At 60.2% G+C, this 18,453-nt stretch carries 22 protein-coding genes; 19 read left to right on the forward strand and 3 right to left on the reverse strand.

Annotation, left to right across the window (positions count from 1 at the left end; all coding sequences use genetic code 11):
- Nucleotides 1-3 precede the first annotated feature (3 nt).
- Nucleotides 4-1,305, reverse strand: coding sequence for an ammonium transporter (locus O2N64_RS11450; protein ID WP_271077723.1), 1,302 nt, complete (start codon nt 1,303-1,305; stop codon nt 4-6).
- 132 nt (nt 1,306-1,437) lie between these two features.
- On the opposite strand from O2N64_RS11450, the gene O2N64_RS11455 reads away from it, so the two are divergent.
- Entirely contained in the window at nt 1,438-1,896 is a 459-nt protein-coding gene (locus O2N64_RS11455; protein ID WP_271077724.1) for an SH3 domain-containing protein, read from the forward strand.
- A 52-nt stretch (nt 1,897-1,948) separates the two neighbouring features.
- Here the strand turns inward: O2N64_RS11455 and O2N64_RS11460 are convergent, their stop codons facing one another.
- Both O2N64_RS11460 and O2N64_RS11465 read right to left on the reverse strand, forming a co-directional pair.
- A complete protein-coding gene (locus O2N64_RS11460) occupies nt 1,949-2,347 on the reverse strand; it encodes a hypothetical protein (protein ID WP_271077725.1) in 399 nt (132 codons plus the stop codon).
- A 25-nt stretch (nt 2,348-2,372) separates the two neighbouring features.
- Nucleotides 2,373-3,569: a thiolase family protein gene (locus O2N64_RS11465; protein ID WP_271077726.1), complete on the reverse strand. Its 1,197-nt coding sequence runs from the start codon at nt 3,567-3,569 to the stop codon at nt 2,373-2,375.
- Between the two features lie 140 nt (nt 3,570-3,709).
- Here O2N64_RS11465 and O2N64_RS11470 point away from each other — a divergent pair, with 140 nt between their 5' ends.
- The 18 genes from O2N64_RS11470 to nuoI all read left to right on the forward strand — a co-directional run bounded on the left by O2N64_RS11470 (nt 3,710) and on the right by nuoI (nt 18,402).
- Nucleotides 3,710-5,164: a coniferyl aldehyde dehydrogenase gene (locus O2N64_RS11470; protein ID WP_271077727.1), complete on the forward strand. Its 1,455-nt coding sequence runs from the start codon at nt 3,710-3,712 to the stop codon at nt 5,162-5,164.
- A gap of 70 nt (nt 5,165-5,234) precedes the next feature.
- Nucleotides 5,235-6,569, forward strand: a complete 1,335-nt coding sequence (locus O2N64_RS11475; protein ID WP_271077728.1) for a hypothetical protein — start codon at nt 5,235-5,237, stop codon at nt 6,567-6,569.
- An 87-nt stretch (nt 6,570-6,656) separates the two neighbouring features.
- A complete protein-coding gene (locus O2N64_RS11480; protein ID WP_197921416.1) occupies nt 6,657-7,031 on the forward strand; it encodes an NADH-quinone oxidoreductase subunit A in 375 nt (124 codons plus the stop codon).
- Between the two features lie 71 nt (nt 7,032-7,102).
- Entirely contained in the window at nt 7,103-7,648 is a 546-nt protein-coding gene (locus tag O2N64_RS11485; RefSeq protein WP_271079655.1) for a NuoB/complex I 20 kDa subunit family protein, read from the forward strand.
- Nucleotides 7,645-8,514 carry an NADH-quinone oxidoreductase subunit C gene (locus O2N64_RS11490; RefSeq protein ID WP_271077729.1) on the forward strand — a complete coding sequence of 290 codons (870 nt, stop codon included), beginning with the start codon at nt 7,645-7,647 and terminating at the stop codon, nt 8,512-8,514. The genes O2N64_RS11485 and O2N64_RS11490 overlap by 4 nt, the downstream gene beginning before the upstream one ends.
- On the forward strand, nt 8,511-9,725 hold the full coding sequence (locus tag O2N64_RS11495; protein ID WP_271077730.1) for an NADH-quinone oxidoreductase subunit D: 1,215 nt from the start codon (nt 8,511-8,513) through the stop codon (nt 9,723-9,725). The genes O2N64_RS11490 and O2N64_RS11495 overlap by 4 nt, the downstream gene beginning before the upstream one ends.
- Nucleotides 9,722-10,045: a hypothetical protein gene (locus tag O2N64_RS11500; protein ID WP_271077731.1), complete on the forward strand. Its 324-nt coding sequence runs from the start codon at nt 9,722-9,724 to the stop codon at nt 10,043-10,045. The genes O2N64_RS11495 and O2N64_RS11500 overlap by 4 nt, the downstream gene beginning before the upstream one ends.
- The gene (locus O2N64_RS11505; RefSeq protein WP_271077732.1) at nt 10,042-10,230 is read left to right on the forward strand and encodes a hypothetical protein; all 189 of its coding nucleotides are present in this window, start codon (nt 10,042-10,044) and stop codon (nt 10,228-10,230) included. The genes O2N64_RS11500 and O2N64_RS11505 overlap by 4 nt, the downstream gene beginning before the upstream one ends.
- Nucleotides 10,220-10,888: an NADH-quinone oxidoreductase subunit NuoE gene (nuoE, locus tag O2N64_RS11510; RefSeq protein ID WP_271077733.1), complete on the forward strand. Its 669-nt coding sequence runs from the start codon at nt 10,220-10,222 to the stop codon at nt 10,886-10,888. The genes O2N64_RS11505 and nuoE overlap by 11 nt, the downstream gene beginning before the upstream one ends.
- A gap of 4 nt (nt 10,889-10,892) precedes the next feature.
- Entirely contained in the window at nt 10,893-11,816 is a 924-nt protein-coding gene (locus O2N64_RS11515) for an FkbM family methyltransferase (RefSeq protein ID WP_271077734.1), read from the forward strand.
- Nucleotides 11,813-11,956 (forward strand): hypothetical protein, encoded by a 144-nt coding sequence (locus O2N64_RS11520; RefSeq protein WP_271077735.1) that lies wholly within the window; start codon nt 11,813-11,815, stop codon nt 11,954-11,956. Before O2N64_RS11515 ends, O2N64_RS11520 begins: the two co-directional genes overlap by 4 nt.
- A complete protein-coding gene (nuoF, locus tag O2N64_RS11525; protein ID WP_271077736.1) occupies nt 11,956-13,248 on the forward strand; it encodes an NADH-quinone oxidoreductase subunit NuoF in 1,293 nt (430 codons plus the stop codon). The genes O2N64_RS11520 and nuoF overlap by 1 nt, the downstream gene beginning before the upstream one ends.
- Nucleotides 13,245-13,997, forward strand: a complete 753-nt coding sequence (locus tag O2N64_RS11530) for a hypothetical protein (protein ID WP_271077737.1) — start codon at nt 13,245-13,247, stop codon at nt 13,995-13,997. Before nuoF ends, O2N64_RS11530 begins: the two co-directional genes overlap by 4 nt.
- 50 nt (nt 13,998-14,047) lie before the next feature.
- Nucleotides 14,048-14,668 (forward strand): hypothetical protein, encoded by a 621-nt coding sequence (locus O2N64_RS11535; protein WP_271077738.1) that lies wholly within the window; start codon nt 14,048-14,050, stop codon nt 14,666-14,668.
- Entirely contained in the window at nt 14,668-16,662 is a 1,995-nt protein-coding gene (nuoG, locus tag O2N64_RS11540) for an NADH-quinone oxidoreductase subunit NuoG (RefSeq protein ID WP_271077739.1), read from the forward strand. The genes O2N64_RS11535 and nuoG overlap by 1 nt, the downstream gene beginning before the upstream one ends.
- Nucleotides 16,659-16,865 carry a hypothetical protein gene (locus tag O2N64_RS11545; protein WP_271077740.1) on the forward strand — a complete coding sequence of 69 codons (207 nt, stop codon included), beginning with the start codon at nt 16,659-16,661 and terminating at the stop codon, nt 16,863-16,865. The genes nuoG and O2N64_RS11545 overlap by 4 nt, the downstream gene beginning before the upstream one ends.
- The gene (gene nuoH / locus O2N64_RS11550) at nt 16,865-17,917 is read left to right on the forward strand and encodes an NADH-quinone oxidoreductase subunit NuoH (RefSeq protein WP_271077741.1); all 1,053 of its coding nucleotides are present in this window, start codon (nt 16,865-16,867) and stop codon (nt 17,915-17,917) included. Before O2N64_RS11545 ends, nuoH begins: the two co-directional genes overlap by 1 nt.
- On the forward strand, nt 17,914-18,402 hold the full coding sequence (nuoI, locus tag O2N64_RS11555) for an NADH-quinone oxidoreductase subunit NuoI (protein ID WP_271077742.1): 489 nt from the start codon (nt 17,914-17,916) through the stop codon (nt 18,400-18,402). Before nuoH ends, nuoI begins: the two co-directional genes overlap by 4 nt.
- The last annotated feature ends 51 nt before the right edge of the window (nt 18,403-18,453 follow it).

An 18,453-nucleotide genomic window follows, 5' to 3' on the forward strand; every position in this document is an offset into this window, starting at 1 on the left:
CCGTCAGTCGAAATGCCAGGCGCGTTCGCCGTGGCTGCTGGCGTCGAGGCCTTGCAGTTCCTCGTCCTCGCTCACGCGCATCGGGATGAAGAGGCTTACACCCACGGCCAGCACGGCTGTCATGAAGGCGCTGAAGACACAGACGGCAACGATACCGATAGCCTGCACGCCCATCGCCAGAGGAATGTCGACCGCGAAGCTGTATCCGGTTCCGCCAAGGCCAGACCAGATAAACAGACCGAGCAGTAGCGTGCCAAGGATGCCCCCAACGCCGTGGACGGCAAATACGTCGAGCGAGTCGTCAATGCCGAGCTTATTCTTCACCAGCAGGATCGCCTGATAGCAGACGAAAGACCCCGCCGCGCCCATCAATATGGCAGCACCCGGCGCGACATACCCTGCAGCCGGCGTAATCGTGGCAAGGCCAGCAATCGCGCCGGTCGCAAAGCCAATTGTGGTGGGCTTGCCGAACTTGAACTTCTCGATCAGCAACCATACCAGAGCGGCGACCGCTGCGGCAAGATGGGTGTTGATGATCGCTGTCGATGCGTCATCGGTCGCCGTAAGCGCACTACCGCCGTTGAAGCCGAACCAGCCAACCCACAGCAGCATGGCACCAAGCATGGTAAGCCCCGGTGCGTGGGGAAGCAATTGCGATGAGCCGAAACCCTGCCTCTTTCCGAGCAGCAACACGACCACTAGCGCGGAAACTCCGGCAGTTGCGTGCACAACGAGGCCACCCGCAAAATCGACCACACCCAGCTGCCCCAGCCAGCCGCCACCCCATATCCAGTGCGCCACGGGGGCGTAGACCAGAAGGCTCCACAGGCCGGTGAATGCGAGCACCCAGCCAAAGCGCGCACGGTCCACCCACGCTCCGACCATCAGTGCAGGAGTGATCGCGGCGAACGTCATCTGGAATAGGGCGAAGGTGCTTTCGGGAAGGAGCATTCCCTCACGCAGGATCGTCAGGTCGTTGAGCATCCATTTGCTCGTGCCGCCGATCACCGCATTGAAACTCGGCCCAAAGGCGAGTGAGTAGCCGATGACGATCCACAGCACCGAAGCGAGGCCTGCCACGGCGGCAACCTGCAATGCGACCGACAGGAAATTTTTCGCGCGCACCAGCCCGCCATAGAATAGCGCGAGACCGGGCAGAGTCATCAATAGGACGAGCGCGCTGGAGACGAGAATCCACGCCGTATCGCCCGAATCGTTCTGGGCGATGTTGGTCATGCCGTCCTGCGCCATGGCAGTGTGCGGGATAGCGAGCAGCGCCGCTGCCAGCCCAATCTTGCGAACCATGAAAACCCCTCTCGATCTGCGCCGCGGCAGGTGACCCTCTATGCAGGGTACATATGACCAATTTGGAAAGAGCCGCAAGAGCGTGCGAGGTAATGGTTGCCGCGACTCAACGCGCCGCGTTAGACGGACCGCATGCGGTCCCTTCTGTGCGTTCTTTCCTTACTATTCGCTATCCCGGCATCGGCGCAGGACGTCGAATTGCCCTATTGGGCAAGCATCAGCGCTGAAGAAGCGAACATGCGCGCCGGTGCGAGCGAGGTCTATCCCATTGAATGGGTGTATGAACGCCCCGGCCTGCCGGTGAAGGTGATCCGCCTGTATCAGGGCTGGCGCTATATCGAAGAGCCGGACGGAACGCGTGGCTGGATGTTCAGCGGGCTGCTCAGCACACGCCGCACGGCAATCGTCACAGGCGACGAGCCCGTGCCGATGCGCGAAGCGGCGACGGATAGTTCTGCGCTGCGATGGAATCTGGAACCTGGTGTAATCGGGGAGCTGGGCGAGTGCGCATCAGGCTGGTGCATGCTCGATGTCGATGGTCACATGGGCTGGGTGGAGATGGACAATCTTTGGGGCGCTGGCGAACCCTGAACGAAAAAGGGCGACCCAAAGGCCGCCCTCATTTTCTGCAGTATGTTTGCGCTTATTCGGAACGCGCTCGCGTCGTAGTCTCGCCATCCGGACCAGTCCATTGAACGTCGCCTTGTGCGTCCGGTTCAGAAATCTGGTAACAGAGCGGGTCGGCGTCCAGAGCACCATCTTCGGTAAAGCACACATCGCCATCAGCAGCTGACCATGTTCCTGTGCGAACAATTTCGCCATCGATGGAATCGCTATAAATGCCATCCTCAGTCAACGTTGTGGTGAAAGTAGCGCCGTCGCTGCCTTCGCTCGTGTAAGTGCCTGCCAAAGCAACACCGATGGTTTCGCCTGCCGGTTCAAGGTCGGCAATTTCGGCTTCTACAGGCTCGTCCACGCCTTCATCCGCACAAGCGGCGAGGGCGAGGGGAAGCGCAGCGGCTGCGGCAATCAGTTTCTTCATGTAGTCTCTCCGGTATTTATATCGTTCAGGCCAGCTCGACAGCGACTGCGGTGGCTTCACCGCCGCCGATGCAGAGGCTGGCGACGCCGCGCTTCTTGCCCTGCTGCTTGAGCGCGTTGACGAGGGTGACGATGATACGCGTGCCGCTCGCGCCGATGGGGTGCCCGAGGGCCGTGCCGCCGCCATTGACGTTGATCTTGTCGTGGTCGATCCCGATGTCCTGCATCGCGAACATGGCGACACACGCGAAGGCTTCGTTCACTTCCCACAGATCGACATCGTCGACGCTCCAGCCGGTCTGTTCGAGCAGCTTCTGGATAGCGCCGACAGGGGCGATGGTGAATTCCTCGGGCAGCTGCGCATGGGCGGTCATGCCGACAATCGTGGCGACCGGCGTCTGGCCCTTCTCATCGGCCACGCTCTTGCGCGTTAGAACAAGCGCTGCCGCGCCATCCGAAATGGAGGAGGACGTTGCCGCGGTGATGGTGCCGTCCTTGGCGAAAGCCGGGCGGAGCTGCGGAATCTTGTCCGGGCGGCCCTTGCTTGGCGCTTCGTCCGTGTCGACGGTCACGTCGCCGCGACGCGTTGTGAAAGTTACGGGCACGACTTCATCGGCGAAAGCGCCGCTGTCGATGGCCTTGTTTGCGCGCTCCAGCGAAGCGATCGAATATTCGTCCATCGCTTCACGGGTGAGTTGGTACTTGTCCGCCATCTCCTGCGCGAAAGTGCCCATCGCGCGCCCTTCTTCGTAGGCATCTTCCAGCCCGTCGAGGAACATGTGGTCATAGGCCTTGTCATGGCCGATGCGCGCGCCCGAGCGATGTTTCTTCAGCAGGTACGGCGCATTGGTCATGCTTTCCATGCCGCCCGCAATCACCGTGTCGACGGTTCCGCTGGCGAGCGCTTCTGCGCCCATGATCACCGTCTGCATGCCGCTGCCGCAAACCTTGTTCACGGTGGTTGCCTGCACGCTCTTGGGAAGGTCGGAAAGGATCGCCACCTGGCGGGCAGGGGCCTGGCCAAGGCCGGCGGGAAGAACGCAGCCCATGTAAATCCGGTCCACATCATCGCCCGAAACGCCCGCGCGCTCGACTGCGGCCTTCACCGCGTGGGCGCCGAGATCGGTCGCGGCCACATCGGCCAGCGCGCCCTGCATCGCGCCCATCGGGGTGCGGGCATAGGAAAGAATGACGATAGGGTCGGATTCGTTGAAAACGGGCATCTTGGGTAAGCCTTTCAGTCGCGAATGGTGGTTCAATTTCGCGAGCTATTTAGGGTTGCACTGCAACGAATGCAAACGAGGCGCGTTGTAGATACGAATGCGTCATACTGGCGCTAAAGCAACACAAACAGGTGCAATTCATGTCGCAAGACACGCAATCCAAGAACGCAGACAACACGCAATGGCTCGATCAGATGCTGGATCGCCAGCGCAAGGCCTTCAATGCCGCGCGGCCAGAAGAGCTTTCCGTACGGCAGGACCGGCTCGACCGGCTGATCGCGCTGCTCGCGGAGAATGACAAAGCGCTCTGCGAAGCCATGAATGAAGATTACGGCAATCGCAGCGAAGTGCAGAGCATGATCACCGACGTGATGAGTGCGATCACTTTCGCCAAATATTGCAAATCGAATTTGAAAAGCTGGGCCGCGCCGTCGCGTCGCAGCATGCAATTTCCACTTGGATTGATTGGCGCGAAAGGTGAGGTGCGGTTCGAGCCCAAGGGCGTGATCGGCATCATCAGCCCCTGGAATTTCCCGATCAATCTCGCTTTCGGTCCGCTGGCGCAGGTTCTCGCTGCTGGCAATCGCGCGATGATCAAACCAAGCGAATTCACGCCAGTGACCAGCAATCTGATTGCCGAGCTTGTGGCGCATCATTTTGCGCCTGAAGAGGTCAGCGTAGCAACTGGCGGTGTTGAAGTGGCACAGGCGTTCTCTTCGCTTCCATTCGACCATCTGGTGTTTACCGGCTCAACCGAAACGGGCCGCAAAGTGATGCAGGCCGCTGCTGAAAATCTCGTGCCTGTCACGCTGGAACTTGGCGGCAAGAGCCCGACGATCATCAGCCGCAGCGCCGATCTGGAGCGCGCCGGATCGCGCATTGTAACGGGCAAGATGATGAACGCCGGGCAGATTTGCCTCGCGCCTGATTACCTCCTTGTCCCGGAAGAGATGGAAGATGGCGTGATTGCCGCGCTCGAATTGGGAGTGATGGACCAGTATCCGACCCTGCGCGACAATCCGGACTACGCCAATGTCATCAATGACAAGCAGTTCGAGCGGCTCCAGAACATGGTTGCCGATGCCCGCGACAAGGGAGCCGAGGTCATCGAGATCAATCCCGCGGATGAAGATTTCTCCGCCGGCAACCAACGCAAAATGCCGCTGACGGTGATCCGCAATCCGACCGATGACATGCAGGCGATGCAGGAAGAAATCTTCGGCCCGGTCCTTCCTGTCATCACCTACGGGCAGATCGAAGAAGCGATCGACTTCGTGAATGATCGCGACCGCCCGCTCGGCCTTTACTATTTCGGCGACAATTCGTCGGAGCGGGAGAAGGTGCTCAGCCAGACGATTTCTGGCGGCGTGACGCTCAATGATGTGGTTTTCCACGTCTCGGCCGAAGACATGCCCTTTGGCGGCATCGGACCGAGTGGAATAGGCTGCTATCACGGTCTGGAAGGCTTCAAGGAATTCAGCCACGCGCGCAGCGTTTATACCCAGCCCAAAATGGATGTGGCGGGGCTTGGCGGTCTGAAGCCACCCTATGGCGAGCGGGCAAAGAAGCTGCTCCATTTTATGGCCCGCAAATAGGGCGCGGCAGTTAGGATAAGCTGGCGGCGAGGGGTGACAACTGGGCAGGGCAGGCGGTATCGCTTTGCTCATGCTTCGCCTGACGATACTCCTCGCCGCCGCTATTTCGACGACATCCTGCGCCTCGCGCATCGAGCTTCCCGGCAGCGTCCTTCCGCCTGAGCAGGAAGCCGCGGCGGTCGAAGGCATGGGCGCGCCGGAGCCTTGGCGGTCTGTTGACGCCACGACTGGCCAAATCGCCGATGCAGAGGGGCTCATCCAGCTCGCGGAGGATTTTCCCGATTCTGCATCGGTGAGGCTCCGCTTGCTCGGCAATGCCTATCGCGATGACAGGCCCGATGATGTCTTGCAGCATTGGTACTGGCTAATGGATCGCAACTACTCGCTGGGACACCAGACCGTTGTCCAATTGAGCGCGTATCTAGCCAGCAAAGGCGAGCAGTATACCGAGGGGGTGGGCGATGATCTCCGGATCGCACACGAAGCAACGCTGGATTTGCTGCGAGAGAGCAGTGAACTGATAACCGCTGTCCCCGAAACTATTCGATTGCCAGAAGCTGTTTTGCGCAATGAGAGCAACGGGCGCACCCTAGTGACCAGCATCGTATCGCGCGGACTTTTTGTGCAGGATGGCGGGGCGAATTGGCGTGAAATCGCGATCGCTGATGCAGGAAGCCTTGCCGGCATCGCTCTGGACGAACCGCGCGGGCTCATCTGGATCGGCTCCGGTGTCGTCGACCAAACGCCCAATCCGGAAACAGCTTTTCGCGGCATTATCGCGCTCGATCGCATCACTCTGGAAGAACGCCGCCGCGTGCCAGCTCCGGATGGTGTTTCCATTTCCGATATTGCGGTAGGGCCTGACGGCACAGTCTACGGAAGCGACCCGGTAGGGGGAGGGGTATACATGGCCGCGCTGGGCGATAACGCGATGCAGACCTTCATCGCACCGGGCACTTTCCGCTCTCCGCAGGGAATTGCTGTCCGGCCAGACAACACTGCGCTCTACATCAGCGACTATCGCTATGGCCTTGCCCAAGTCATGATCCGCAGCCGTGTTGCCTATCGCATGCGCGCGGCCGAGCCGATGCTGCTCGACGGGGTCGATGGACTCTGGCTGCGCGGCAATGAACTGATCGCGGTGCAGAACGGCCTTGATCCGCAACGGGTCACGGCATTCGAACTGGGACAGGGTATCGGCGTGATAGCCTCGCAGCGCACGCTTGAATACGGGAACCCCGATTGGAAAGAGACGCTTGGAGGAGCGATTGCGGGGAATTCGCTATACTATATCGGCAGTGGTCAATGGGCCGTTTACGAAGGGGGCGGCGTATTTATCGAAGGCAGCGTCGTGGAGCCCGCACAGATCCGTCGGCTGCAACTCGTGGAAACTCCCCCCGAATAGGCGGAAATTGGCCTTTCTGCTGCCTTGCATCACGGCACGTGAACGCTTAGACGCGCCCTCGGAACCTACAGCGAACGCGAGTCCATCTTGGTCGACCTATCTCAATACCTGCCGATATTGCTGTTTCTGGCAATAGCTTTCGGCCTGTCCGTCCTCTTCGTTTTCCTGCCGATGGGCGTTTCGCGCCTGACAGGAGCGCACAACCCCGATGCTGCCAAGCTGACGGAGTATGAATGCGGCTTCCCCGCTTTCGAGGATGCGCGCAGCCAGTTCGACGTGCGCTTTTACCTCGTCGCAATCAGCTTCATCATTTTCGACCTGGAAGCAGCCTTCCTGTTCCCCTGGGCGGTGAGCTTGGGTGAAACGGGCTGGGCAGGCTGGCTCGCCATGATGACTTTCCTTGGCATCCTCGCCATCGGCCTCGCATATGAATGGAAGAAGGGAGCTCTGGACTGGGAATGAGCACCGATCCGAATACCGATCCCGCATTTGCCGGGCAGACTTCGCTCAACCCGGCGCTGGATGGCCAGCGTATGCGGGACAGCATCACTCCGACTGCCAAGGGCGGCGAAGTGAAGCAGCCCGATACGGACTATTTCAACTCGCTTCAGACCGAAGTGAACGACAAGGGCTTTCTCGTCACCTCGACCGAGGAACTGTTCCAGTGGGCACGCACCGGCTCTCTGTGGTGGATGACCTTCGGCCTCGCGTGCTGCGCGGTCGAGATGATCCACGTCAATATGCCGCGCTACGATATGGAGCGCTTCGGCATCGCCCCGCGCGCGTCGCCGCGCCAGTCCGACGTGATGATCGTCGCCGGGACGCTCTGTAACAAGATGGCCCCGGCACTGCGCCGCGTTTACGATCAGATGTCCGATCCGAAATATGTGATTTCGATGGGCAGCTGCGCCAATGGCGGCGGCTATTATCACTACAGCTACTCTGTGGTGCGCGGCTGCGATCGCATCGTGCCGGTCGATATCTACATTCCGGGCTGCCCGCCGACAGCCGAAGCGCTGCTTTATGGCGTGATGCAGCTGCAGCGTAAAATCCGCCGCGTGGGGACGATCGAGCGATGAGCACCGTGTTTCACTCCGCCCCGAAATTCGCTTCTAACGATGGCGTGCTGGAAACTCTTTCCACCGCGCTCGGCAGCATGGTGGTGGACACTCTCGAAGCCCACGGTGAGATCATCATCACCGTCGCGCGTGACAGCATCGAGGATGCCTTGCGCCTGCTGCGCGATGAGCACGCCTACCAGCAGCTCGTCGAGATTGCCGGTGTCGACTATCCGGGCCGGGCAGAGCGGTTCGAAGTGGTTTACATGCTCCTCAGCCTCACCAAGAACCACCGTGTGATGGTGAAGGTCAGCACCGATGAAGACACGCCGGTGCCAACCGTCACCACGCTGTGGCCTGTCGCCGGTTGGCTCGAGCGTGAAGTGTTCGACATGTATGGCGTCACTTTCGACGGCAACACCGATCTTCGCCGCATCCTGACCGACTATGGCTTCGAAGGGCATCCCTTCCGCAAGGACTTCCCGCTGACGGGCTATACCGAACTGCGCTATTCCGAAGAGGAAGGCCGCGTTGTGTATGAGCCGGTCGAGCTGGCGCAGGACTTCCGCACTTTCGACTTCACCTCGCCATGGGAGGGCGCGGATTACGTGCTGCCGGGCGACGAAAAGGCCGATGTGCCGCCAGTCGACGATCCCAAGGTTACCGACAGTCCGAAGGATACGGGTGCAGGCGCCAAGGCGGATGACAAAGCCGCGAAAAAGGTAAGCGCAGGCTCTCCGGCGGAAAAGGACACGGGAAAAAAGGCCGCGGGTGCTCCCGAGGCAACCGAGGACTCGCCCGATCGTGCCGCCAGCAAGGGCGATGTCGAAGAGACCAAGGGTGCCACCGTGCCCGAAACGAAATTGGATAAGGAGGACGACAAGTGAGCGGCCTCGTAAGAGAAACATCGCCCACCACGGGCGAGTATGAAATCACCAATTACACGATCAATTTCGGCCCCCAGCACCCTGCGGCGCACGGCGTGCTGCGCATGGTCATGGAGCTCGATGGCGAGATCATCGAGCGTATCGACCCGCATGTCGGCCTGCTCCACCGTGGCACCGAGAAGCTGATCGAGTACAAGACCTATCTGCAGGCGCTGCCGTATTTCGACCGGCTCGATTATTGCTCCCCGCTCGCGCAGGAGTATTCCTACGTTCTCGCCATCGAAAAGCTGCTCAATGTCGAAGTGCCCGAGCGTGCGCAGTACCTTCGCGTGCTGTTCGCCGAGCTGACGCGCATCTGCAACCACATGCTCAACATTGGTGCGCATGTGATGGATGTGGGCGCGATGACGCCCAACCTGTGGGTATTCGAGCTGCGCGAAGACTGCATGAATTTCTTCGAGCGGGCTTCGGGCGCGCGTATGCATGCTGCTTGGTTCCGCCCGGGCGGCGTTCACCAGGACGTGCCGCTGAAGCTGCTCACCGATATCGGCGACTGGGTCGACAATCGTCTGCCCGAGCTGTTCGGCGACGCGATGAGCCTGGTGCAGGACAACCGCATCTTCAAGCAGCGCAATGTCGATATCGCCGTGGTCTCGAAAGAGGATGCGGTGAAGTGGGGCTTCTCCGGCCCGATGATCCGCGCTGCCGGCATTCCGTGGGACCTGCGCAAGTCGCAGCCCTATGACGTGTATGACCGCATGGATTTCGAAATTCCGGTCGGCACCAATTCGGACTGCTATGACCGCTTCATGGTCCGCTGCGAGGAAGTCTACCAGTCCGCGCGCATCATCAAGCAGTGCCTCGCCGAATTGCCCGAAGGCCCGATTGCGAGCGACAACAAGAAGGTGTCGCCTCCCAAGCGCGGCGAGATGAAGCAATCGATGGAAGCGCTGATCCATCACTTCAAGCTCTACACCGAAGGCTTCCATGTGCCTGCCGGCGAAGTCTATGTCGCGACCGAAAGCCCCAAGGGCGAATTCGGTGTGTACCTGGTGGCAGACGGCACGAACAAGCCATACCGCTGCAAGATCCGCCCGACCGCATTCTCGCACCTGCAGGCGATGGACTTCATGTCCAAAGGCCACATGCTGCCCGACGCGACCGCCATCCTCGGCGCAATCGACGTGGTGTTCGGGGAGTGTGACCGGTGATTGGTTGGCCAGACCTCGTCATTGTAATCCTGCCTGCATTGCTGTCTGCAATTTTCGTTCACGTGGTGTTGGTTCGTGCAGGTTTTCGTTCGTTTCTTGGTATCCGCGTTGGCGCAATTGTGGCGGCTTTGTTTACGGCACACCTTAGTATTTTGGGGTCATTCGCCGTCGGGTGGTCGACTGATTCCACGCTTGCGATGATAGGGGTGTTGTTTGTCGCGGCATTCCTGCCATCGGCTATGATCTTGGCAATAGCGTTGGTTGCAAGGGCAATTTTGTTTGCTGGCAAGAATGTTGTTGTTGAGGAGGAACACAAATGATCCTCCGCGAACTCTTCATTCTTATCGCCGCATTCGCCGCCTTTGCATCGGCGGTCGCGGCGTATCTGGCGGTCTTCCACGGCGAAGCACCGCTCAAGGACATTTTCTCGACCGCAGCCGCTGCGGTAATTGGCCTCTATGTAGGCCGTTATTTTGAAAGACGGAGGCTGGCCCATGGCGGGTAGGCACATCGCCCCTGATACACCCGAACTGCGCGAGCGCTGGGGTGGTTGGAGTTTCACGGACGCGAACCGTGAAAAGGCCGATTGGCACATCAAGAAGTATCCTGAAGGCCGCCAGAAGTCTGCGGTGATGCCGCTGCTCGACCTTGCGCAGCGCCAGGTGGGTGAAGAAACCGACACGCAAGGCTGGCTGCCTCTGCCGGTGATCGAATATGTCGCCGAGTATCTGGACATGCCGGTAATCCGCGTGCTCGAAGTCGCGACCTTCTATATGATGTATAACCTTGTTCCGGTGGGCAAATTCCACGTGCAGGTATGCGGCACCACGCCGTGCATGCTGCGCGGATCGGACGAGATCATCGCCGCCTGCAAGGCGCGCGGCATGAAGTTCGGCGAAGTGTCCGAGGACGGCCTCTGGACGCTGACCGAAGTCGAATGCATGGGCAATTGCGCTACCGCGCCGATGGTCCAGATCAACGACGGCAACTATGAAGACCTGACTGTCGAGCGCCTCGATGCCGTGCTTGATGCGCTGGCCGCTGGCGAGCAGCCGAAGGAAGGCACGCAGGAGCCCGGGCGTCACACGTCGGAGCCTTCGGGCGGCCCGACGACGCTCAAGGAAATGGTCGACGCCAATCACGATTACCGGGGAGACTGGTGAGCCGATGGCAACCGCCGCGCTTCCCTTCCAGCGAGCTGATCGCCCGGCACCGCGCGTGAGCAAGTCGCGCAGCGAGATGCTGTCGCGCAGCCTGCGTTATGCGTGGAACCACCCGCTGGCCAGCAAGGACCGGTTGGGCATGGTTCGCCGTATGGCGAGCTGGCAGCTGCGCAGCGCATTCAGCCGCGGGCCGCATGTGTGCGACTGGGTCAACGGGACCAAGTTGGTGGTCAGCCGCGGGCAATCGGGACTGACGGGAAATCTGTATTTCGGCCTGCATGAATTCTGCGAAATGGCGTTTTTCGCGCACTTCCTCCGTCCCGAGGATGTGTTCGCGGATATCGGCGCCAATGCAGGGAGTTTCACAGTGCTGGCAGGCGCCGTCGCAGGAGCGAAAGTTTACGCTTTCGAACCCGGCGAGCAGGCGTTGGAGGGTCTTGCACGCAACATCGCTGCCAATGACTTGGATTCCACCGTTGAGGTCTATCCAGTGGCGCTTGGGCGTGCCGATGGGCAAAGCCTGTTCACGACTGGCAAAGGCCCCACCAACCGTATCGTCGATGAACAGCAAACCGGCACCCGACTGGTAGAGGTGCGCGAAACCGACAGTATGCTGGCTGGCAAAGGCGTGACCGCGATCAAGATCGATGTGGAGCGCAGCGAGCATTTGGTGATCGGCGGCGCAAAGAAGTTGCTGGTCGAACCGCAACTGGCTGCGATGTCCGTCGAAACACCGATGAAGGCCGTTGACACAGCGCTTCAATCCGCAGGGTTTGAACGTCTCTGGTACAACCCCTATGAGCGTCGCCTGACGGACCGGCCAAACGGATTGCGGGTGAAGAACCACCTTTATATTCGCGAACGCGCGCTGGTGGAGCAGCGCCTGCGCACCGCCGCGCCACTCACATTCGGGGAGCTATCGGTATGACCGAGCAGATCATTCCCATCATCATCGCGCTGATCCTTATCGTGATCGCGTGGAAGGTGCTGAAAGGCATCATTAAAACTGTTGCGCTGATCGCCATTCTGGCGGCCGTCGCATTCTGGGTATTCGGAGTCATGGCATAATGCTGGCTGACAAGGACCGCATCTTTACAAACGTCTACGGCTTCCAGGATTGGGGCCTCAAAGCCGCGCAGGCGCGCGGCGATTGGGACAACACCAAGAAGCTGATCGAGATGGGCCACGATTCCATCATCGAGGAGATCAAGTCCTCCGGCCTGCGCGGCCGTGGTGGCGCTGGCTTCCCCACCGGCATGAAGTGGTCCTTCATGCCCAAGGAAAGCAAGGATGGCCGCCCAAGCTTTCTCGTTATCAATGCCGATGAATCCGAGCCCGGTTCGTGCAAGGATCGCGAAATCATACGCCACGATCCGCACAAGCTGATCGAAGGCGCCTTGGTCGCCGGTTTCGCCATGCGAGCGAGGGCGGCCTACATCTACATTCGCGGCGAATATATCCGTGAAGCAGAAACGCTGCAGAAGGCGATCGACGAAGCGTATGACGCGGGCCTGATCGGCAAGAATGCCAGCGGTACAGGCTACGATTTCGACGTGTTCATGCACCGCGGCGCGGGCGCTTACATCTGCGGTGAAGAAACCGCGATGATCGAAAGCCTCGAGGGCAAGAAGGGGCAGCCGCGTCTCAAGCCGCCTTTCCCGGCTGGTGCGGGCCTCTATGGCTGCCCGACAACGGTCAACAATGTGGAATCGATTGCGGTCGTGCCGACGATCCTGCGCCGTGGTGGTGCATGGTTCGCCAGTTTCGGGCGTGAGAACAACCACGGCACCAAGCTTTTCCAGATCAGCGGTCATGTCGAAAAGCCCTGCGTGGTCGAGGAAAGCATGAGCATTCCGTTCCGCGAACTGATCGAGAAGCATGCCGGGGGCATTCGTGGTGGCTGGGACAATCTGCTCGCCGTTATCCCGGGCGGCTCCTCCGTTCCGCTGGTCCCTGCCGCAGAGATCATGGACGCGCCGATGGATTTCGACGGTCTGAAGGAACTCGGCTCGGGCCTCGGCACGGCGGCAATCATCGTGATGGACAAATCGACCGACATCGTCCGCGCGATCAGCCGCATCAGCTATTTTTACAAGCACGAAAGCTGCGGCCAGTGCACGCCCTGCCGTGAAGGCACGGGCTGGATGTGGCGCGTAATGGAACGCCTGCGCCACGGCGAAAGCTCACCCGCAGAGATCGACATGCTCTACCAGGTCACAAAGCAGGTTGAGGGCCACACGATCTGCGCGCTTGGCGATGCAGCCGCATGGCCGATCCAGGGCCTGCTCAAGCACTTCCGCCCTGAACTCGAACGCCGCATTGAAGAGCGCGAGGCGGCTCTTCAGGAGGCAGCCGAATGATGCGCTTCTTTGGACTGGCCATTGGCACTGCTCTTCTTGGCGCCGTTGCAACACCTGCAATTGCGCAAGAAATTGAGCGGGGCGAATTCGGTGAAGAGCAGATGATCGGCACGCGTTTCGAACGTGAGCCCGAAACTGCGGACGCGGCAGAGGCGCGCTGGATGCAGAAGCGGGTGGCCAACTGCACCTTCAATCGTAATCGGGAAGAGTCGGTGGAGTTGCTCGCCAACAGCAATTTTTACCAGATCCACTTTGACGCGCTCAGCTACTCCGACGAGGAGTTCTGGGACGACTTTGAAATCAATTATTGCATCGGCAGGCTGATGCGCGGCGCCGATAACCGCAATCTCAGCATGTATATGCAAATCCAGTTTTCCACTTTGCGCAATTTGCTCGCTGAAGAGGCATATCTGCGCGCGAACGATGATCCCGTTGTGATTGCACCGGGCGAGCCACAGGACATCGCGGCACGTTTCGACGGACAGCGCGTGCATCCGCAGATTTCGACGATGGCCGGGCTCGCCGATTGCGTCGTCTATAATGCGCCCGACACAGCGCATGAACTTCTGGAAAGCCGTCCGGGTTCGGGTGACGAAGGCGAAGTGGTCGACGCGCTGGGGCCCACGATCGCGGCGTGTGCGGGTAGCGACGAAACCATGACCATCTCCAGCTCGCTCGTACGGCAGATGGTCGCCGATGGCCTCTGGTCGCGCAGCTATTACTCCGCAGCTGCGGGGAGCGGCGAATAATGCGTTTGGCCCTCGCCAGTATTGCATGTGCAGCGGGACTTTGTGTCTCGATGCCTGCGCATGCGCAGCTGGCGCCGGGCTATTCCGGCTATTCGAGCGCGCCTCGCCAGGGGGTAGATGCCGAATATTGGCGCTTCCTCGATCAGGTGGGGCCTTGCCTCGCCAATCAGAAGCCCGATGATTCCGAGGCTTTTATCGACACGGTGATCGGCTCGGATGCAGAGGAAGCGGCGTTCGATACGCTTTTCAATGTCGGGCGCAATCGCCGCAACAATTGCATGGGTCGCTATTCCGGCGTCTATGGCGCGCAGCGTGCCCACATTCGCGCCTCGGTTGCGGAGGGTCTGTTTGAGGATCTTTCGGAAGCAAACATCGAAGCGCTTATCGCTTCGCCACCGGTTGCTCCTGACAGCATTGACACTTTGCACGATATTGCCAGTTGCTATGTCGCCAATCACCCGGCAGAGGCGCGCGAGTGGCTGCGCCAGACGGATATTGCGACAGAAGGTGAGCTCCAGTTTATCGGCGAGAGAGTCGACCAGCTCGGGGCCTGTTTCCCGATGGATCGCGAAATCTCGCTCGATGCCACGACTATTCGCATGGCGGTTGCGGAGGCGGCGTATCGCGCTGCTACCGGTCGCCCTGTAGCGACGATTGAAGGTAGGGACTAATGCCCAAAGTTACCGTTGACGGTCAGGAAATCGAGGTGCCGAACGGCGCAACCGTGCTGCAGGCGTGTGAGCTTGCAGGCAAGGAGATTCCGCGTTTCTGCTACCACGAACGCCTGAGCATTGCGGGCAATTGCCGCATGTGCCTGGTAGAAGTGAAGCCTGGTCCGCCGAAACCGCAGGCGAGCTGCGCTCTGCCGGCCACCGAAGGCCAGGAAATCCGCACCGATAGCGAAATGGTGAAGACCGCGCGCGAAGGCGTGATGGAATTCCTGCTGATCAATCACCCGCTCGATTGCCCGATTTGCGATCAGGGCGGCGAATGCGACCTGCAGGATCAGGCCATGATGTATGGCCGTGGCGGCTCTCGCTATGAAGAGAACAAGCGTGCGGTCACGTCCAAGAACATGGGGCCGTTGATCAAGACGATCATGACCCGGTGCATCCACTGCACCCGCTGCGTGCGCTTCTCCGAAGAGATTGCCGGTGTCGATGAAATCGGCGCGCTCTATCGCGGCGAAGACATGCAGATCACGACCTATCTGGAGCAGGCGGCCAAGCACGAGCTTTCCGCCAATGTGATCGATCTGTGCCCGGTCGGCGCGCTTACCAGCGGCCCCTACGCTTACGAGAGCCGCCCGTGGGAGCTCAAGAAGACGCTGGGCATCGACGTGTCCGATGCGGTCGGTGCGAACATCCGTATCGACAGCCGTGGCCGCGAAGTGCTGCGCGTGCTTCCGCGCGATAATGACGAGGTCAATGAAGAGTGGATCTCGGACAAGGCACGTTACCAGGTCGATGGCCTGACGCGCCGCCGTCTCGACAAGCCCTTCATCCGGAAGCGCGGCAAGCTGCAGGCTGCAAGCTGGGATGAGGCATTCAAAGCGATTGCCAAGGCCAAACCGGGCAAGAGCATCGCGGCGATTGCAGGCGACATGGTTGATTGTGAAACGATGTTTGCCGCGAAGTCGCTGCTCAAGGCAGCGGGCAGCAAACTGATCGAAAGCCGCCAGACCGGCATGGACTACGACGTTTCGAACCTCGCGGCTGTCAATTTCAACAGCAGCTTTGCCGGGATCGAGGACGCTGGAGCGATCCTGATCATCGGCAGCCACATCCGCTGGGAAGCACCACTGGTCAATGTCCGCATTCGCAAGGCGGCAAAGCGCGGCGCGAAGGTATTCGTGGTCGGGCCCGAGTGGGATACGACCTATCCGGCGGAGTTCCTCGGTAATGACCTCGGCGTGCTGAGCAAGCTGCCAGCGAGCGTCTCCGATGCGTTCAAGGGCGCGGAGAAATCCGCAGTCATCCTCGGTGCAGCAGGCTTCGCAGCCGGTGCGCATGAAGCGACTCTGGCCGTCAGCAGCACGCTGAAGGCCGAATTCAACGCGCTGCACACCGCTGCTGCCCGCATGGGCGCGCTAATGCTGGGCTTCGCGCAGAAGGGCGGGATCGCCGATATCGCCAAGGCGCAGCCGAAGGTCGTGCTCGCGCTGGGCGCAGACGAGGTGGACTGGAGCCAGTTCGACGGCTCGCTCAAGATCTATATCGGCCACCATGGTGACAAGGGAGCGCATGCGGCGGACGTGATCCTGCCAGCAGCGGCCTACACCGAAAAGCCTGGCACTTACGTCAACACGGAAGGCCGCGTGCAGATGTCCGACAAGGCGATCTTCGCTCCGGGCGATGCGCGCGAAGACTGGACGATCCTGCGCGCGCTCGCCGATGCGCTGGGTGTGTCGGTCGGCTTCGACAGCTTTGCCGAGCTGCGCGCCGCGATGACGGCAGAGGTGCCCGCGCTCGCCAATGAAGGCGAGATCGCCGATTACGGCGCGCTACCTGCGGCTCCCAAGGGCGCGAAGTCTTCGGGCTCAATCGACGCCTATCCGATAAAGGATTTCTACCTCACCAACCCCATCGCCCGCGCCAGCACGGTGATGCAGGAATGTTCGGCAGAATTGCTGCACGGCGATGAGCTGAAGGAGGCCGCAGAATGAGCCTATTCTTGATCATTGTGGCGGCCGGCGCAGTGGCCATTCTCCTCATGGGTGGCGTTCTTTGGGCGACTGCTCGTTCAGGAGGCGGTATCGGCAACGGAAACGTAAGAAACTGGGCGGAATCCGGTCACGGCAATCCCGATGGCTATGGTGGCTCAGTCTATGACTGTGGCGGCGACGCTGGCTGCGGAGGGGGCGAATAATGACCGAGTTTTTCCAATCCCTCGGCATGAATTACGAATGGGCGTGGTTTGTCGCGACCATTTCGGGAATCCTGCTGATCGCGTTGCCGGTGATGCTCGCTGTGGCGCTAGTCATTTACATGGACCGCAAGGTGCTGGGCGCTGTCATGATGCGTCGTGGCCCGAACGTGGTTGGTCCCTTCGGGATCCTCCAGAGTTTCGCGGACGGTTTGAAGGTCTTCCTGCAGGAAACCATTATTCCCTCGGCTGCGAACAAGGGGATCTTCCTGCTCGCGCCGATCATCACCTTTACCGTGGCGCTGCTCGCCTGGGCGGTCATTCCGTTCGATGCGGGCGTGGTGCTGGCGGACATCAATGTCGGCCTGCTCTATGTGCTCGCGATCAGTTCGCTGGGCGTTTACGGCATCACCATGGCGGGCTGGGCGAGCAACTCGAAATACCCGTTCTTCTCCGCGATGCGCGCCGCTGCGCAGATGATTTCATATGAAGTCTCGATCGGCTTCATCCTCGTCTGTGTGGTGCTGTACGCCAACTCATTCAACCTGACCGAGATCGTCGAAGGCCAGCGCGGCCACGGCTTCGGGATTGTGAACGGCTATTACTTCAACCTGTTGCTGTTCCCGATGTGGGTGGTGTTCTTCATCAGCTCGCTCGCCGAAACACAGCGCGCGCCGTTCGACCTGACCGAGGCGGAGTCCGAACTCGTCGCCGGTTACCAGACCGAATACAGCTCGATGAGCTTCGCGCTCTTCTGGCTTGGCGAATATGCCAACATCCTGCTGATGTGCAGCCTCAACACGCTGCTGTTCTTCGGTGGCTGGCTGCCGCCGATCGACTGGGCTCCGCTATACGTCGTGCCGGGCTTCATCTGGTTCCTGCTGAAGACGATTTTCTTCTTCTTCATGTTCAGCTGGATCTGGGCGACCGTGCCGCGTTACCGCTACGACCAGCTGATGCGCCTGGGCTGGAAAGTCTTCCTGCCTATGAGCCTCCTATTCGTCGCTTTGACGAGTGGCTGGCTGATGCTTACCCGATATGGAGGTGCGGCATGACCGCCGTCGCTCAATTCATCAAATCCTTCACACTTTGGGAATTCCTGAAGGCGCACGCGCTGACGCTGAAGTATTTCTTCAAGCCGAAGGTGACGAACAACTATCCTTACGAGAAGAACCCGATTTCGCCGCGGTTCCGTGGGGAGCATGCGTTGCGCCGCTATCCCAATGGCGAGGAACGCTGCATCGCTTGCAAGCTGTGCGAGGCGGTGTGTCCGGCACAAGCGATCACCATCGAATCCGAACCGCGCGACGACGGCAGCCGCCGCACCACGCGCTACGATATCGACATGACCAAGTGCATCTATTGCGGCTTCTGCCAGGAAGCCTGCCCGGTGGATGCGGTGGTCGAGGGGCCGAACTTCGAATATGCGACCGAAACGCGTGAAGAACTGCTCTACGACAAGGCAAAATTGCTGGCGAACGGGGACAAGTGGGAGCGAGCGATTGCCGCAAACCTTGAAGCCGACGCGCCGTATCGTTAAGCGCGCCGCACAGGACAACGGGGACCTTTCTTGACCGTCTTTGCATTCTAC

Origin of the sequence: Aurantiacibacter sp. MUD61 (assembly GCF_027912455.1) — a bacterium.
GTDB lineage: Bacteria > Pseudomonadota > Alphaproteobacteria > Sphingomonadales > Sphingomonadaceae > Alteraurantiacibacter.

Bases quoted from the DNA above. Each gene is read 5' to 3' on its own strand.
- nuoG (WP_271077739.1), top strand. From the start codon at position 14,668: ATGCCCAAAGTTACCGTTGACGGTCAGGAAATCGAGGTGCCGAACGGC.
- O2N64_RS11490 (WP_271077729.1), top strand. From the start codon at position 7,645: ATGAGCACCGTGTTTCACTCCGCCCCGAAATTCGCTTCTAACGATGGC.
- O2N64_RS11515 (WP_271077734.1), top strand. From the start codon at position 10,893: ATGGCAACCGCCGCGCTTCCCTTCCAGCGAGCTGATCGCCCGGCACCG.
- O2N64_RS11450 (WP_271077723.1), bottom strand. From the start codon at position 1,305: ATGGTTCGCAAGATTGGGCTGGCAGCGGCGCTGCTCGCTATCCCGCAC.
- O2N64_RS11485 (WP_271079655.1), top strand. From the start codon at position 7,103: ATGCGGGACAGCATCACTCCGACTGCCAAGGGCGGCGAAGTGAAGCAG.
- O2N64_RS11465 (WP_271077726.1), bottom strand. From the start codon at position 3,569: ATGCCCGTTTTCAACGAATCCGACCCTATCGTCATTCTTTCCTATGCC.
- nuoH (WP_271077741.1), top strand. From the start codon at position 16,865: ATGACCGAGTTTTTCCAATCCCTCGGCATGAATTACGAATGGGCGTGG.
- O2N64_RS11535 (WP_271077738.1), top strand. From the start codon at position 14,048: ATGCCTGCGCATGCGCAGCTGGCGCCGGGCTATTCCGGCTATTCGAGC.
- O2N64_RS11455 (WP_271077724.1), top strand. From the start codon at position 1,438: ATGCGGTCCCTTCTGTGCGTTCTTTCCTTACTATTCGCTATCCCGGCA.
- O2N64_RS11530 (WP_271077737.1), top strand. From the start codon at position 13,245: ATGATGCGCTTCTTTGGACTGGCCATTGGCACTGCTCTTCTTGGCGCC.
- O2N64_RS11460 (WP_271077725.1), bottom strand. From the start codon at position 2,347: ATGAAGAAACTGATTGCCGCAGCCGCTGCGCTTCCCCTCGCCCTCGCC.
- O2N64_RS11470 (WP_271077727.1), top strand. From the start codon at position 3,710: ATGTCGCAAGACACGCAATCCAAGAACGCAGACAACACGCAATGGCTC.
- O2N64_RS11545 (WP_271077740.1), top strand. From the start codon at position 16,659: ATGAGCCTATTCTTGATCATTGTGGCGGCCGGCGCAGTGGCCATTCTC.
- nuoI (WP_271077742.1), top strand. From the start codon at position 17,914: ATGACCGCCGTCGCTCAATTCATCAAATCCTTCACACTTTGGGAATTC.
- nuoE (WP_271077733.1), top strand. From the start codon at position 10,220: ATGGCGGGTAGGCACATCGCCCCTGATACACCCGAACTGCGCGAGCGC.
- O2N64_RS11475 (WP_271077728.1), top strand. From the start codon at position 5,235: ATGCTTCGCCTGACGATACTCCTCGCCGCCGCTATTTCGACGACATCC.
- O2N64_RS11520 (WP_271077735.1), top strand. From the start codon at position 11,813: ATGACCGAGCAGATCATTCCCATCATCATCGCGCTGATCCTTATCGTG.
- O2N64_RS11505 (WP_271077732.1), top strand. From the start codon at position 10,042: ATGATCCTCCGCGAACTCTTCATTCTTATCGCCGCATTCGCCGCCTTT.
- nuoF (WP_271077736.1), top strand. From the start codon at position 11,956: ATGCTGGCTGACAAGGACCGCATCTTTACAAACGTCTACGGCTTCCAG.